We start from the raw sequence: 14,631 nt of genomic DNA on the forward strand, positions 1-14,631 counted from the left end.
CGCCCACTTCGCTAGGAAGCTGGCTCATCAGTTCGGCGTGTTCCGCCGTGCTGGTAGGGGCGCATTATAGGGAGCCGCGCCGGGATGACAAGAGGAAAACTGCAAAAAATGGCATTTTTTACAACTTTCAGGTTTAACCGTTGTTTTATTAAACAAAAGCCCCGCATCGGCGGGGCTGTTTCGGGCAAAAAAACCTTAATTCACATCACACAGCTACCTTTTTGACCAGAATTCGCGTGCAAAGCTGCGCACCTTTTCCCAATCGGTAAATTCAATGTCCTTACTGGTGTCTGTACTGCCACCGGTAATCTTCATGATCAGCTGGATGATGCGCGTCTGCCACCAGTTATAGCGGGAATATTGCAGCGCACCGGCAAACACCCCCAGGGTTTTCGGCTTCCAGGGGGAGAGGCGCAGGAACTTCTTCATATAAGCATTGGTTTGCGGCGTCTGCTTCTCTGGCTTGCGGGCCGTCAGGTTGACACAGAAGAAGGCCGCATTGGCCACCTCCAGCTGCTCCTGATGAGCGTGAATAAAGCTGAACAAGCTGGGGTGGAAGTTGCCATAACGAATGGAGGCGCCGATCAAGACCTTGGCATACTTGCTGAGGTTGCACATCGGCAAGGTATGCAGGTCATGCATCACCACTTCGCATCCCGGCATCTGCTCCAGCATGACATCGACTATTTTGCGGGTTTGGCCATCCCGAGAGGAATAAAGCACCAGAATCTTGTCCATAACAACCTCAACTACGCCAGAATGCAGGAGTAAACAGTACCAGAAGCGTAAAAATTTCCAATCGACCAAACAACATAGCCAACACCAGTACCCACTGGGCCGCCGGCGAGATATTGCCGAAGTTGGCTGATACCTCTCCCAAACCCGGGCCTACGTTGGTGAAAGCCGCAGCCACAGCGGTGAATGCGGTCACTTCGTTCAGTCCCGTCATCAGCAAAAGCAACATGAACATAAAGAAGAGAATAATATAGGTGGCGAAGTAGCCCCACACCGCCTCGACGATGCGCTCGGGCACCGCCCGATTCCCCAGCTTCAAGGTATAGATGGCTCTGGGGTGAACCAGCCGCTTCAACTCGCGCATCCCCTGCATGAACAGGATCATAAAACGCATCACCTTGATGCCACCGCCGGTACTGCCCGCACAACAGCCGATAAAGGCGGAAAACATCAGCAGCATGGGCAGGAACGAGGGCCAGTCGGCATAGGTAGTGGTGCTGTAGCCGGTGGTGGTACCCAGAGAGACCGCCTGAAACAACCCGTGGTTGAGCGCCTCTTGCCAGGTGGCGTAGTGTCCGTGGGTCAGCAAGGCGACAAAGCAGATCATCACCAAGGTTGCCTGGATAGCCAGGAACACCTTGAGTTCAGAATCGTAAAGGTAGCGCCCGAGCCGCACCGGGCGGTGGGAGAAGACGGTAAAGTGGAGCGCAAAGTTCACGCTGGCCAGCAACAGGAACACCACGGTAATCAGGTTGATGACCGGACTGTTGAAGAAACCGATGCTGGCATCGTGGGTGGAGAAGCCACCGACCGACAGCGTCGAGAACGAATGGCAAACCGCATCGAACAACGTCATTCCGGCGAGCCAGTATGCCAAGGCACAGAGCGCAGTCAGCAGCAGATAGATGAACCAGAGCGCCTTGGCCGTTTCGGCGATGCGCGGCGTCACCTTGGTATCCTTCACCGGCCCCGGGATCTCGGCACGATAGAGCTGCATACCCCCGATCCCCAGCAGTGGCAGAATGGCCACTGCCAGTACGATGATCCCCATCCCCCCCAGCCACTGCAGCAGCTGGCGATAGAACAGAAACGCCTTGGGCAGATTATCGAGCCCGGTCAGTACCGTTGCGCCAGTGGTGGTCAGGCCGGAGAAAGATTCGAAGAAAGCCTCCGAGACCGACATATCCGGCACATCGCTCATGATGAAGGGCACAGCCCCCACACTGCCCAGCACGGTCCAGAACAGCACCACAATCAGAAAGCCCTCTTTCGAGCGCATCTCCTTCTTGTGATAGCGATTGGGAAACCAGAGCACCACGCCGAGCAGCAGGGCGATCAGAAAAGAGCTGACGAACTCGGCACCACCACCATCCCGATAGCCAAAAGCCACCAGTGCAGGCAACAGCATGGTCGAGCTGAACAGCGCAACCAGCAGGCCAACAATGCGAATAATGCTCAGAATGTGCATTACAGCTCCCTTTCCCCAATTAAAGAGCGATGGATTCTAGCCATCTAAGGGGCTGAGGGATACCCGCCCATGAGTCCGGTCGGTCAATTCACGGTCCACCTGAGCCCAAACCGAGGACTCCCACGCCACCTGCAAGGTGACCTGCTGACCGTAATCCGCCGCCAGCAATTCGCCATTATGGCTGCTGATCAGCGACTCGACCGTCCCCATGTCACCGTAATCGCAGTGAATGAGAGAGGGAGTGAGTGGCACCTTGAGCAGGGTGGGCAGTTGCTTGAGGGCGGCACCGACGCCGCCCCCATAGGCTTTGACCAGTCCACCGGTGCCAAGCTGGATGCCGCCGTAGTAACGCACTACCACGGCGCAGATTTCACCGAGCCCCGAGCCCATCAACTGGGCCAGGATCGGCTTGCCCGCAGTACCGGAAGGTTCGCCGTCATCGCTGAAGCCATAAACCTGACTATCTTGCGGCGCACCCGCCACAAACGCCCAGCAGTGATGGCGCGCGGCCGGATGTTGGCGTTTGATCTCGTTGACCCACCCCTTGGCCGCCTCGACGGTCGGGGTGTGGGCGATCAGGGTAATGAAGCGGCTCTTCTTTATCTCTTCGGTCAACTCCAGCGGAGCAGCCGGAATGGAGTACGCAGCCGCCATCAGAGTCCTGCTTGTCTGGTCATGTTCTCCACCCCGTTGGCGTGCAGCACCACGTTGTCTTCGATGCGGATGCCGCCGAACGGACGCAGCGCCTCCACCTTGTTCCAGTTGACCCTCTTACCCTGTTCGCCCTGACGCAGCGGCTCCAGCAAACTGTCGATGAAGTAGAGCCCCGGCTCGATGGTGAACACCTGACCCACCTCCATCACCCGGGTGCAGCGCAGATAGGGGAACAGCTCGGGCGCCGCCAGATGGGTGCCGCGCTCATCCTGCATGAAACCACCCGCATCGTGCACCTGCAAACCGAGGAAGTGGCCGAGGCCGTGGGGGAAGAAGACATTGGTCACCCCGGTGTTGATCATCTCGTCTACCGACATATCCACCAGCTCGGTCGCTTGCAGCAGGCGCGCCAGCTTGTGGTGCATCTGCAGATGCAGCTCGCTGTAGCGGCGACCCGGTTTGATCTCCTTGATGATCTCCTGCTGCTGCTCGTCGAGGGCGGCAATCAGATCGGCAAACTCGCCACGCCGCCACGCCCAGGTGCGGGTGATGTCGGAGGCATAACCGTGGAAATCGACACCGGCATCGATCAGGAAGGAGTGGCGCTCCGCATCGGGCACCCGCACGGCAGACAAGTGGGTGTAGTGAAGGATGGCCGCGTTGCGGTTGATGGCGACGATATTGCCGTAGGGCGCCTCATTGGCCCCCTGCCCGACCGCCTTCATGTAGGCCAGATTAATCTCGAACTCGCTCGCCCCCGCCATAAAGGAGTCCTTGGCGGCGATATGGCCGCGTACCCCGATCCGGTTCGCCTCGCGCAGACACTCCAGCTCGTAGGGGGTCTTGTAGGCGCGGTGATAGTGCAGGTAGTTGAGCACCGCCTCGGGATTGGGCTGGGTCAGCCCCAGCAGCTCGGCCACTTCCAGATGACCGCCCAGATAGGCCCACTCCTGTTTGTTGCCAGGCAGGTGATCAGCCACCTGTTCCGGCCGGGTCAGGAAACGGATATCGAAGAACTCGACCCAGAAGGCATTGGGCAGATCCGCTACCTTGTGCCAGAAATCGACCGGGCGGTAGAACAGCAGGATTGGTTTGTTCACCCCGTCCACCAGCAGCCAGCAGTGGGGATTGTCCAGCACCGGCAACCAGGCCTTGAAGTGGGGGTTTACCTTGAACGGATAATCCTGATCATCGAGGAAGATGCGGTGAGTCTGGCCGGAGTGGATGGCCAGTCCGCTGAGCCCCTGTTGTTGCAGAATGTCGCGGGTGCGCTGCTGCAAGGTATCGAGGTGCTGGGCAAAAAGTTGGCTGTAGCTGCTCATGGCGTCCTGCTCCGAGGTGAATGTGATTGCAGCATAACATCAAGCGCTTGGCGGCTCGACCCGTCAAGCTGCCGCTTCGTGAGGTAACGCATACGTTACAAACGTGTTTGTTATCAACACAAAACCAATCATTAACAAATCAAAAACAATTCAATACACTGCCGGTAGATACATGAAGTCAGGGATTACTCATGGACAACCTCTGCCTGTGGCAACCGGATCCGCTCGGGATGCAGCAATCCAACCTCTACCGTTTTATGGCGGAGGTGAACCGTTTCCACGGCTTGCAGTTGCAGAACTATCCGCAGCTTTATCAATGGTCGGTGGAGAAGACCACCCGTTTCTGGCCGCTGGTATGGCAGCACTGCGGCGTCAAGGGCGAGCTCGGCAACATAGTGGCGGAGAATCGTCAGGATATGCAGCGCACCCGCTGGTTCCCCGACAGCCGCCTCAACTTCGCCGAAAACCTGCTGCGCCGTCAGGACGAGAGCCCGGCCATCATCTCCCGCATCGAAGGGGGTCCAAGCCGTACTCTTAGCTGGGGTGAACTGAGTGATCAGGTGGCCCGGCTGGCTCAGTGGCTGCGTCATCAGGGGATTGGGCGTGGCGATGTGGTCGCCGCCTACCTGCCCAATATTCCGGAAACCGTGGTTGCCATGCTGGCAACCACCAGTCTGGGGGCAATCTGGACCTCCACCAGCCCCGACTTTGGCGAGGCCAGTGTGGGGGAGCGCTTCGGCCAGACCCAACCACGAGTGCTGTTTGCGGTGGATGGCTATCGCTACAACGGCAAAGCTATCGACATTCAACAGAAGGTCGCCAGCGTGGTGAGCCAGATCGGCAGCATAGAGCAGACGGTGATGATCCCGCTGCTCGGCAACCCGCTGCAGCTTGGCCACGACTGGCAACAACTGCTGGCGAGCCAGCCGGACGCCGGCCTCCAGTTCGAGCCGATGGCTTTCAACGATCCGCTCTATATCCTCTACTCCTCCGGCACCACCGGCAAACCCAAGTGCATCGTGCACGGCATCGGCGGCACCCTGCTGCAACACCTGAAAGAGCACCAGCTGCACTGCGACATCAAGCCGGGGGAGCGGATCTTCTACTTCACCACCTGCGGCTGGATGATGTGGAACTGGCTGGTGAGCGCCCTCGCCTCCGGCGCCACCCTGGTGCTCTATGACGGCTCGCCGTTTTACCCAGATGGCAATGTGCTGTGGGATCTCGCCCGTGACGAGCAGGTCAGCTTGTTCGGTACCTCGGCCAAATATCTTGATGCGCTGCACAAGCAGGGCTACACCCCCATCAAGAGCCACGATTTGCCGCACTTGCGGCTGATCTGCAGCACCGGCTCCGTGCTGTCGCCGGAGGGGTTCGACTACGTCTACCAGCAGATAAAGCAGGATGTGCAGCTCAGCTCCATCTCAGGCGGCACCGATATCTGCTCCTGCTTCGTCATCGGCAACCCGCTCAGCCCTGTCTATCGCGGCGAGAGTCAGGGGCGCGGCCTTGGCCTCGCGGTGCAGGTATTCAACGAAGCGGGCCAGCCGGTGCAGGGGGAGAAGGGCGAACTGGTCTGTACCAAGCCGTTCCCGGCCCAGCCGGTGGGCTTCTGGGGAGATGAAAGCGGCGACAAGTACCACGCCGCCTATTTCGAGCGGTTCGACAACATCTGGTGCCACGGCGACTGGATCGAGCTAACCCCGACCGGCGGCATTCTGTTCTACGGCCGCTCCGACGCCACCCTCAACCCGGGCGGCGTGCGCATCGGCACCAGCGAGATCTACCGCTACGTCGAACAACTCGACGAGGTGGAGGAGAGCATCGTCATCGGCCAGCAGTGGCAGCAGGACGAGCGGGTGGTGCTGTTCGTCAAGCTCAAGACGGGCTGCAAGCTGGATGAGCCGCTGCGCGAGCGGATCCGCCAGCAAATAAAGCAACACTGCACCGCCCGCCACGTGCCCGCCCGCATCCTGCAGGTGGATGCCATCCCCCGTACCAAGTCCGGCAAGATCGTCGAACTGGCGGTGCGGGAAGTGGTACACAACAGACCCGTCAACAATACTCATGCCCTCGCCGATCCCGAGGTGCTGAACCAGTATCGCAACCGGCCGGAACTGGCCAGTTGATAACAAACTCACATCCATCCGAGGCGCCGCAAGGCGCCTCTCTTTTGCCCGTTTTGTGATGAAGAGCTTTTACTCGAGATCTGTTAAACAAATGTTTTAAATAGGTGTTGAAAATGTCTCCTTTTGGATCAATAGTGAGCCTCGCCCCCTGCTGGGGATTAAGGAGCACCACTCCCCACTGAGTGGGAACAAGGAGACACTCTCATGATCTACCAAGGCGAAACCCTGTCGGTCAGCTACCTCGAAAACGGCATTGCCGAACTGAGGTTTGATGCCCCGGGTTCAGTCAACAAGCTGGATCGCGCTACCCTGCTCTCCCTGAGCGAAGCGATCGCCGCATTACAACAAGAACGTGAACTAAAAGGTCTGATCCTCACCTCCGGCAAAGACGCTTTTATCGTCGGTGCCGACATTACCGAATTCCTGGAACTGTTCGATCTGCCGCAAGAAGATCTGCTCGGCTGGCTGAAAAAGGCCAACGACATCTTCAATGCCATCGAAGATCTGCCGGTTCCGACCCTCTCCGCCATCAAGGGCCACGCTCTGGGCGGCGGTTGCGAGACCATTCTCTCCACCGACTTCCGTCTGGCTGACACCACAGCCAAAATCGGCCTGCCCGAGACCAAACTCGGCATCATGCCGGGCTTTGGCGGCACAGTCCGTCTGCCGCGGGTGATCGGCGCTGACAACGCGCTCGAGTGGATCACCACCGGCAAGGATTACCGTGCCGATGACGCCCTCAAGGTAGGCGCTATCGACGCCGTGGTCGCCCCGGATGCGCTGCAGAGCGCTGCGCTGCAGATGATCAAAGACGCCATCGCGGGCAAGCTGGACTGGCAGAGCCGCCGCGCCGCCAAAAAAGCCCCGCTGCGCCTCTCCAAACTGGAAGCCATGATGAGCTTCACCACCGCCGCCGGCATGGTTGCCACCGTGGCGGGCAAACACTATCCGGCGCCGATGACCGCGGTGAAAACCGTCGAAGCCGCTGCTGGCATGGGCCGTGACGAGGCGCTGGTCGTTGAAGCACAGGGCTTTATCAAGCTGGCCAAAACCGACGTGGCCAAGGCACTGGTCGGTATCTTCCTCAACGATCAGCACATCAAGGCACTGGCCAAGAAGGCTGCCAAGCAGGCGAGCAAGGCCACCAGCCACGCCGCCGTACTGGGTGCCGGCATCATGGGCGGCGGCATCGCCTACCAGTCTGCCAGCAAGGGCATTCCGGCGGTGATGAAGGATATCAACGAGAAGGCGCTGGCACTTGGCATGGGCGAAGCCACCAAGCTGCTCAATGGCCAGCTCGAGAAGGGCCGCATCGATGGCATCAAGATGGGCCAGGTACTCTCCGCCATTACCCCGACCCTCAGCTATGACACCGTCAAGCATGTGGATGTGGTGGTCGAAGCCGTGGTCGAGAATCCCAAGGTGAAAGCCGCCGTACTGGGCGAAGTGGAAGGGATCATTGGCGAAGACGCCGTGCTCGCCAGCAACACCTCCACCATCCCCATCTCCCTGCTGGCCAAGGGGCTGAAGCGCCCGCAGAACTTCTGCGGCATGCACTTCTTCAACCCGGTGCACCGCATGCCACTGGTGGAGATCATCCGCGGCGAGCAAACCTCCGATGAAACCATCAACCGCGTGGTGGCCTATGCCGCCGCCATGGGCAAGTCCCCGGTGGTGGTCAACGATTGCCCGGGCTTCTTCGTCAACCGGGTGCTGTTCCCCTACTTCTTCGGCTTCAACAAGCTGGTCGCCGATGGCGCCGACTTCGCCGCCGTCGACAAGGTGATGGAGAAAGAGTTCGGCTGGCCGATGGGCCCCGCTTACCTGCTGGACGTAGTCGGTATCGACACCGGTCACCATGCCGGCGACGTGATGGCGCAGGGTTTCCCGGCACGCATGAGCAAGGACGGTCGCACCGCCATCGACGTGATGTACGAAGTGAACCGCTTCGGTCAGAAAAACGGCAAGGGCTTCTACGCCTACGAGCAGGACAAGAAGGGCAAGCCGAAGAAGGTGGCTGACGCAGCTAGCTACGAGCTGTTGGCCCCCATTGCCAAGCCGAAACAGGATTTCGACAAGGACGCCATCATTGCTCGCATGATGATCCCGATGATCAACGAGGTGGTGCTCTGTCTGGAAGAGGGCATTGTCGCCACGCCAGCCGAAGCCGACATCGCACTGGTCTACGGTCTGGGCTTCCCTCCCTTCCGCGGCGGCGTGTTCCGCTATCTGGACACTATCGGTCTGGATCGCTACGTGGCCATGGCCGACCAGTATGCCGACTTGGGCCCGCTCTACCGCGTCAGCGACCGCTTACGCGAGATGGCCGCCCAGGGCAAAACCTTCTACTGATTGCGGAAAGGAGATCCATTCATGAAAGACGTAGTCATTGTCGACTGTATCCGGACCCCGATGGGCCGGTCCAAGGGCGGCGCCTTCCGCAACGTGCGTGCAGAAGACCTGTCCGCGCACCTGATGAAATCCATCCTGCTGCGCAACCCCAACCTCGACCCGAACGAGATCGAGGATATCTACTGGGGCTGCGTGCAGCAGACCCTGGAGCAGGGCTTCAACATCGCCCGCAACGCCGCGCTGCTGGCCGGTATTCCGAAGCAGGTGGGGGCGGTCACCGTCAACCGCCTGTGTGGCTCCAGTATGCAGGCGCTGCACGACGCCTCCCGCGCCATTCAGGTAGGTGATGGGGATATCTTCATCATCGGCGGCGTTGAGCACATGGGTCACGTGCCGATGAGCCACGGCGTCGACTTCCACCCGGGCATGGCCAAGTCGGTGGCCAAGGCCTCCGGCATGATGGGGCTGACCGCCGAGATGCTCGGCAAGCTGCACGGCATCAGCCGTCAGCAACAGGACGAGTTTGCCGCCCGCTCCCACCGCCGTGCCCACGCGGCAACCGTGGAAGGACGTTTTGCCAAGGAGATCGTCGGGCTGGAAGGCCATGACGCCAGCGGCGCCCGCTTCTTCTACGACTATGACGAGGTGATCCGCCCGGAGACCACGGTAGAAACCCTGAGCCAGCTGCGCCCGGTGTTTGATCCAGTCAACGGCACCGTTACCGCCGGCAGCTCCTCGGCCCTGTCCGATGGCGCCGCCGCCATGCTGGTGATGAGCGCGGATCGCGCCAAGGCCCTCGGCCTCACGCCGCGCGCCAAGGTACGTGCCATGGCCATCGCTGGCTGCGACGCCGCCATCATGGGTTACGGCCCGGTGCCGGCGACCCAGAAGGCGCTCAAACGGGCCGGCCTGACCATCGGTGACATCGACCTGTTCGAGCTGAACGAGGCGTTTGCCGCCCAGTCCCTGCCCTGCGTGAAAGATTTGGGTCTGCAGGATCAGGTGGACGAGAAGGTGAACCTCAACGGCGGCGCCATTGCGCTGGGTCACCCGCTTGGCTGCTCCGGCGCCCGCATCTCCACCACCCTCATCAATCTGATGGAGGAGAAGGATGCCACCCTGGGGGTTGCCACCATGTGTATCGGTCTGGGTCAGGGCATCGCCACCGTGTTTGAACGGGTGTGATAACCAGCCGGATCGACGGGATGCACTACTGAGAGTTGTCCCTTTTCGGGGCCAGTCTGACTGGCCCCTTTTCAAGTCTGTGACGATCGCCACACGGGGTGCTCGTCAGTGGTCAGAAGCTGTCTGTTGGCCGTCCCGTTTGGGTCGGCCTTTTTTCGTTTTAATCTTATCAATAGGCTGTTATTGCCTTAAACCTCACATTAGATAGGGGGCTTGCTTGCTTTTTACTCCCCCGACAGGTTCAATCTGCACAAAAAAATGGGTGGATGCACATACATATGTCAATGAGCAAACAACTGCTGATCGTCGATGACGACCAAGAGATCCGCGAGCTGCTCAATGAGTACCTGACCCGGGCGGGCTTTCAGGTATTGACGGCGGCGGAGGGCAACGAGATGCGTCAGCAACTCGCCCAGCACAGCCCGGACCTGATTATTCTGGACATCATGATGCCCGGCGAGGACGGTTTTACCCTCTGCCAGCAGATCCGTCGTGACTCCCAGGTGCCCATCATCATGCTGACCGCCGCCTCCGACGAAGCGGATCGGGTGATCGGTCTGGAACTCGGCGCCGACGACTATATCGCCAAGCCGTTCAGCCCCCGCGAACTGCAGGCCCGCATCAAGGCACTGCTGCGCCGCGCCGAATTCCGCCAGCCGGAAAAAGAGAAAGAGCCAAGCCGCCGCCTGCGTTTTGCCGAGTGGACCCTCGACACCCTGAGCCACCAGCTGACCCATGACGATGGCAGCCTGCTGGACCTCTCCGGCAGCGACGCCATGCTGCTCGGCATGTTCCTGCAACAGCCCGGCGTGGTGCTGGATCGGGACACCATCTCGGATGCCACCCGCGGCCGCGAAAGCCTGCCGATGGAGCGCGGTATCGACGTGCAGATCAGCCGCCTGCGCCAGAAGCTGGGCGACAACGGCAAGAGCCCGCGCATCATCAAGACCATTCGCGGCAGTGGCTACATGCTGATCGCCGAGGTGCACGAGCTGCCATGAGCAACAAGTGGTCCTGGGGGGCGCTGGTGCCCCGCTCCCTGTTGTCACGGATGATCCTGCTGCTGTTGCTGGCCATCCTGCTCTCCCAGACCATTCTGACCGGCATCTGGATGCAGCAGATCCAGAAGCGGGAGCTGGAGGGGATGCTCAGCACCACCCGCAACCTCGCCATGTCTGCCGCTTCCACCGTCAACTTCTTCAAATCCCTGCCGCTGCAGTATCGCCATATCGCGCTGGACCAACTGCGCAACATGGGGGGCAGCCGCTTCTTCGTCTCGCTCAACGAGGAAGAGATCCACATCAACGCCATCCCCGACAGCGAACGCAAGACGCAGGTGCTGGAGGAGGTGCAGGGAGTGCTGACCCGCAAGCTCTCCGACGCCATGGCGATCAAGGTGGACTTCTCCCGGCCCGATGACCTCCACGTCTTCAACAACGACACCCTGCTGGCGGATCTCCCCTCCTCCTGGGCCCGCTACACCCTGTCGCTGGAGCCGCTCAATCCGCCAGTTCTGGTGACCCAGATCGAGATTGAAAAGGGGGAGTGGCTCTATCTGGCGGCCCTGCTGCCCGCCCCCTACATGACCCTCGACGATACCGTGATGCCGAGCAACCAGGTGCGTTTCATCGCCCTGATGACGGTGTTCCTCTGCTTCTTCACCTTTATGCTGGTGCGCTGGCAGACCCGGCCGCTGCGCCGTCTCGCCAAGGCGGCGGTGAATCTCGGCAAGGATATCGACCAGCCTTCACTCAAGGAGGAAGGAGCATCGGAAATCGTGGCGGCGACCCGCGCCTTCAACATCATGCAGCACCGGATCCGCCGCTATATCGACGATAGAGAGCGGCTGTTCAGCTCCATCTCCCACGACCTCAAGACCCCCATCACCCGACTGCGGCTGCGGGTCGAACTGCTCGATGACGAGGTACAGATCGCCAAGTTCAACAAGGATCTCGACGAACTGGAGCTGATGGTGAAAGGGGCGCTGCAGACGGTCAAAGAGACCGACATTCACGAGAATATCGAGGAGATCGACATCAACGCCCTGCTTGAGCAGATGGCGGAGTCGATGAACCTGCACGACGAGCGGCTGACCATCGAAGGGCACTGCAAGTGGCCCTATCGCGGCAAGCTGCTGGCGCTCAAACGCTGCATCGGCAATCTGGTGGACAACGGCATCAAGTACGGCCAGGAGGTGCGCATCATCATCATGGATGATGAGGAGATGCTGATTCTCTTCATCATGGATGAGGGCCCCGGCCTGCCGGACGATCAGTTCGAGCGCATCTTCGAACCCTATTACCGGCTCAGTACCGATCAGGCCGGCACCGGCCTCGGCCTTGGCATCGCCCGCAACATAGCCCACGCCCACGGCGGCGATCTGGTGCTGGAAAATCGTCCGCAAGGTGGCCTGCAGGCCACGCTCTCCCTACCAAGGCAGTAACCTTATGAAGTGGTTGTCTTTTTCTGTCATCGCCCTGCTCTCTGCTCCCGTTGCCTCCTCCCAGGTGGAAGTGCTGCACTGGTGGACGTCCGGCGGCGAAGCGAAAGCGGTCGAAGTGCTCAAATCCGAGTGGACCAAACAGGGCAACCAGTGGAACGACTTCGCGGTACAGGGCGGCGGCGGCAAGAGTGCCATGACGGTATTGAAGAGCCGGGCACTGGCCGCCAACCCGCCCGAAGCGGCCCACCTCAAGGGTTACGAGCTCAAGGAGTGGGCCGGGCTCGGCTTCCTGCGCGATCTCACCCCGATGGCCGAACACCTCGGCTGGTACAGTCAGATGCCGCCCATGGTGCGTGCTACCCTCAGCCAGAATGGCGCCCTGATGGCGGTGCCCACCGGCATCCACCGGGTCAACTGGCTGTGGCTCAACCGCAAGATCTTCGAGCGCAACAAGCTGACTCCACCCACCGACTGGGCCCAGTTTGTCACGGTCGCCGACCAGCTTAAAAAACGGGGCATCACCCCGCTCGCCATCGGCAACGAGCCCTGGCAGCTGGCAGTGTTGTTTGAAACGGTGGCGCTCGGTGAGGGAGGAAAAGAATTCTATCGCAAGGCGTTCCTCGAGCAGGATAGCGCCACCCTGACCGGCCCCGACATGGTGCGGGTGTTGACCCGCTTCCAGCAGCTGCGCGCCTATGTGCCGCAAAAATACTCCGGTCTGAAGTGGCATCAGGCCACCAATCTGCTGGAGAGCGGTGGCGCCGCCATGCAGGTGATGGGGGACTGGGTGAAGGGTGAACTGAGTGCCGGTAACTACCGACCGGGTGAGGATATCGCCTGTCTGCCGAGCCCGGGCAGCGCCGGACTATTCAGCTACAACCTCGACTCCATCGCCATGTTCAAACAGCGGGATCCGGCCCAGCTGCAGGCGCAAGGGGATCTTGCCCAGCTGCTGATGACGCCGCAATTCCAGGCAGAGTTCAACCGGGTGAAGGGATCGATCCCGGCGCTGACCAATCCCGACATGAGCAAGTTCGACCGCTGCGCCGTCCGCTCCTATCAGGATTTCCTGCTGGCGGAAAAGCAGGACAACCTGCTGCCCAGCATGGCGGAAGGGATGGCGACGCCGACCAATATGCGGCAGGCGATCCTCGATGTGCTGAGCAACTTCTTCAACGACCCCAAGGCCAACCCGGAGCAGACGGCGCTGCATCTGGAGCGGGCGATGCGCTCGACCCGCTGATCCGGGCACATTGCCAAACGGCAGAAATGACAAAGGCGGAACTGCTCCGCCTTTGTTGTTGAATCGTCATCCGATTCAGGATTGATCGTTCTCGTCCTCATCCTCGTCATAGTAATCGCTGAGCTCGATCCAGAGCCCCAACCCGACCATCACCATGGAGCCGAACCAGGTACCGGTATTCCCGATCGGGCTGCCCATCACTATCATGGCGAAGGACAAGAACCCCATGCCTGCATAGGCTTGTAATCTGCCGTAGGAGACCTGCATATTCACCTCCTTGTTGAATATGGTTCAATTTTTATATTACTCGTCCGGCGCAAGCTGGATAGGGCTGAATAACATTTCGGTTACATATGCTGGTTAATGGGTCGTTTGTTTGATTATTTTTTAGCCCTGAGTATCATTGGCAGCCGAATAGGTTGAAGGTTGATAATAGATGAGTGATTTATTCTGCGGCGCAACCCACGAGTTGGACGCAATCGGGCTTCGTTGCCCGGAACCCGTTATGATGGTTCGCAAGAAAGTGCGGCTGATGGCGGATGGCGAGACCCTGCTGGTCAGTGCCGACGATCCTTCAACCACCCGCGACATCCCCAGTTTCTGCCGCTTTATGGATCACACCCTGGTCGCCAGCGAGACAGAGCAGGCCCCCTACCGCTATCTGATCCGCAAGGGTCAATAAGCCCCCTTACCGGAGCACTCCATGACAACCATTACCCGAATCGGCACCACCCAGCGTTGGTCTGACGTGGTCATCCACAATGGCACCCTCTACGTGGTGGAAGTGCCCGTCAGCGAAGAGGCCGACATCCACCAGCAGACCCGCGAAGTGCTGGCAAGCCTGCAACGCCTGCTGGAAGCCAACGGCTCCGGCGTCGACAAGATCCTGATGGCCAATATCTATCTCAAAGACATTCAGGACATCGCTGCCTTCAACGAGCAGTGGGATGCCTGGATTCCGGCTGGCACCGCACCGGTTAGAGCCTGTGTACAGGCCCGTCTGGCCCACGAAGGCTACAAGGTCGAAGTACAGCTGACTGCAGCTGTCTAAGAGGCGCTTATCCCCACCCCTTCTCCCACGAGGGGAGAAGGGAGCAAAC

13 protein-coding genes are annotated in these 14,631 nt (G+C 60.0%); 8 read left to right on the forward strand and 5 right to left on the reverse strand.

Annotation, left to right across the window (positions count from 1 at the left end; genetic code table 11):
* Positions 1-213: 213 nt before the first annotated feature.
* The 4 genes from hemG to pepQ are packed head-to-tail and all read right to left on the reverse strand — an operon-like array spanning position 214 to position 4,179.
* On the reverse strand, positions 214-738 hold the full coding sequence (gene hemG / locus G5315_RS18280; protein WP_005339483.1) for a menaquinone-dependent protoporphyrinogen IX dehydrogenase: 525 nt from the start codon (positions 736-738) through the stop codon (positions 214-216).
* Between the two features lie 7 nt (positions 739-745).
* Positions 746-2,203, reverse strand: a complete 1,458-nt coding sequence (locus G5315_RS18285) for a TrkH family potassium uptake protein (protein WP_005339482.1) — start codon at positions 2,201-2,203, stop codon at positions 746-748.
* A gap of 36 nt (positions 2,204-2,239) precedes the next feature.
* Positions 2,240-2,857, reverse strand: coding sequence for a YigZ family protein (locus tag G5315_RS18290; RefSeq protein ID WP_106844541.1), 618 nt, complete (start codon positions 2,855-2,857; stop codon positions 2,240-2,242).
* The gene (pepQ, locus tag G5315_RS18295; protein WP_158111253.1) at positions 2,857-4,179 is read right to left on the reverse strand and encodes a Xaa-Pro dipeptidase; all 1,323 of its coding nucleotides are present in this window, start codon (positions 4,177-4,179) and stop codon (positions 2,857-2,859) included. The genes G5315_RS18290 and pepQ overlap by 1 nt, the downstream gene beginning before the upstream one ends.
* Positions 4,180-4,370: 191 nt before the next feature.
* Here pepQ and G5315_RS18300 point away from each other — a divergent pair, with 191 nt between their 5' ends.
* The 6 genes from G5315_RS18300 to G5315_RS18325 all read left to right on the forward strand — a co-directional run bounded on the left by G5315_RS18300 (position 4,371) and on the right by G5315_RS18325 (position 13,531).
* Entirely contained in the window at positions 4,371-6,308 is a 1,938-nt protein-coding gene (locus G5315_RS18300; protein ID WP_421333659.1) for an acetoacetate--CoA ligase, read from the forward strand.
* A gap of 204 nt (positions 6,309-6,512) precedes the next feature.
* Complete coding sequence (gene fadB, locus G5315_RS18305) at positions 6,513-8,660, forward strand: fatty acid oxidation complex subunit alpha FadB (RefSeq protein ID WP_421333661.1); 2,148 nt, start codon at positions 6,513-6,515, stop codon at positions 8,658-8,660.
* Between the two features lie 21 nt (positions 8,661-8,681).
* Positions 8,682-9,845, forward strand: a complete 1,164-nt coding sequence (gene fadA, locus G5315_RS18310; RefSeq protein WP_019446297.1) for an acetyl-CoA C-acyltransferase FadA — start codon at positions 8,682-8,684, stop codon at positions 9,843-9,845.
* Between the two features lie 278 nt (positions 9,846-10,123).
* Positions 10,124-10,846: a response regulator gene (locus G5315_RS18315; protein WP_005339475.1), complete on the forward strand. Its 723-nt coding sequence runs from the start codon at positions 10,124-10,126 to the stop codon at positions 10,844-10,846.
* Positions 10,843-12,288: an ATP-binding protein gene (locus G5315_RS18320; protein ID WP_421333663.1), complete on the forward strand. Its 1,446-nt coding sequence runs from the start codon at positions 10,843-10,845 to the stop codon at positions 12,286-12,288. The genes G5315_RS18315 and G5315_RS18320 overlap by 4 nt, the downstream gene beginning before the upstream one ends.
* 4 nt (positions 12,289-12,292) lie before the next feature.
* Positions 12,293-13,531 carry an ABC transporter substrate-binding protein gene (locus G5315_RS18325; RefSeq protein WP_421333665.1) on the forward strand — a complete coding sequence of 413 codons (1,239 nt, stop codon included), beginning with the start codon at positions 12,293-12,295 and terminating at the stop codon, positions 13,529-13,531.
* A gap of 75 nt (positions 13,532-13,606) precedes the next feature.
* Here the strand turns inward: G5315_RS18325 and G5315_RS18330 are convergent, their stop codons facing one another.
* Positions 13,607-13,798, reverse strand: coding sequence for a hypothetical protein (locus G5315_RS18330; protein ID WP_005339471.1), 192 nt, complete (start codon positions 13,796-13,798; stop codon positions 13,607-13,609).
* Between the two features lie 169 nt (positions 13,799-13,967).
* Here G5315_RS18330 and tusA point away from each other — a divergent pair, with 169 nt between their 5' ends.
* Together tusA and G5315_RS18340 are read left to right on the forward strand one after the other, a co-directional pair.
* Positions 13,968-14,213 (forward strand): sulfurtransferase TusA, encoded by a 246-nt coding sequence (gene tusA, locus G5315_RS18335; protein ID WP_005339470.1) that lies wholly within the window; start codon positions 13,968-13,970, stop codon positions 14,211-14,213.
* A 21-nt stretch (positions 14,214-14,234) separates the two neighbouring features.
* Positions 14,235-14,582, forward strand: coding sequence for a RidA family protein (locus G5315_RS18340; protein WP_005355943.1), 348 nt, complete (start codon positions 14,235-14,237; stop codon positions 14,580-14,582).
* The last annotated feature ends 49 nt before the right edge of the window (positions 14,583-14,631 follow it).

The sequence above is a fragment of the Aeromonas sp. 603607 genome, assembly GCF_049171595.1.
Lineage (GTDB): Bacteria > Pseudomonadota > Gammaproteobacteria > Enterobacterales > Aeromonadaceae > Aeromonas > Aeromonas veronii.

Bases quoted from the DNA above. Each gene is read 5' to 3' on its own strand.
- hemG (WP_005339483.1), bottom strand. From the start codon at position 738: ATGGACAAGATTCTGGTGCTTTATTCCTCTCGGGATGGCCAAACCCGC.
- G5315_RS18285 (WP_005339482.1), bottom strand. From the start codon at position 2,203: ATGCACATTCTGAGCATTATTCGCATTGTTGGCCTGCTGGTTGCGCTG.
- G5315_RS18290 (WP_106844541.1), bottom strand. From the start codon at position 2,857: ATGGCGGCTGCGTACTCCATTCCGGCTGCTCCGCTGGAGTTGACCGAA.
- pepQ (WP_158111253.1), bottom strand. From the start codon at position 4,179: ATGAGCAGCTACAGCCAACTTTTTGCCCAGCACCTCGATACCTTGCAG.
- G5315_RS18300 (WP_421333659.1), top strand. From the start codon at position 4,371: ATGGACAACCTCTGCCTGTGGCAACCGGATCCGCTCGGGATGCAGCAA.
- fadB (WP_421333661.1), top strand. From the start codon at position 6,513: ATGATCTACCAAGGCGAAACCCTGTCGGTCAGCTACCTCGAAAACGGC.
- fadA (WP_019446297.1), top strand. From the start codon at position 8,682: ATGAAAGACGTAGTCATTGTCGACTGTATCCGGACCCCGATGGGCCGG.
- G5315_RS18315 (WP_005339475.1), top strand. From the start codon at position 10,124: ATGTCAATGAGCAAACAACTGCTGATCGTCGATGACGACCAAGAGATC.
- G5315_RS18320 (WP_421333663.1), top strand. From the start codon at position 10,843: ATGAGCAACAAGTGGTCCTGGGGGGCGCTGGTGCCCCGCTCCCTGTTG.
- G5315_RS18325 (WP_421333665.1), top strand. From the start codon at position 12,293: ATGAAGTGGTTGTCTTTTTCTGTCATCGCCCTGCTCTCTGCTCCCGTT.
- G5315_RS18330 (WP_005339471.1), bottom strand. From the start codon at position 13,798: ATGCAGGTCTCCTACGGCAGATTACAAGCCTATGCAGGCATGGGGTTC.
- tusA (WP_005339470.1), top strand. From the start codon at position 13,968: ATGAGTGATTTATTCTGCGGCGCAACCCACGAGTTGGACGCAATCGGG.
- G5315_RS18340 (WP_005355943.1), top strand. From the start codon at position 14,235: ATGACAACCATTACCCGAATCGGCACCACCCAGCGTTGGTCTGACGTG.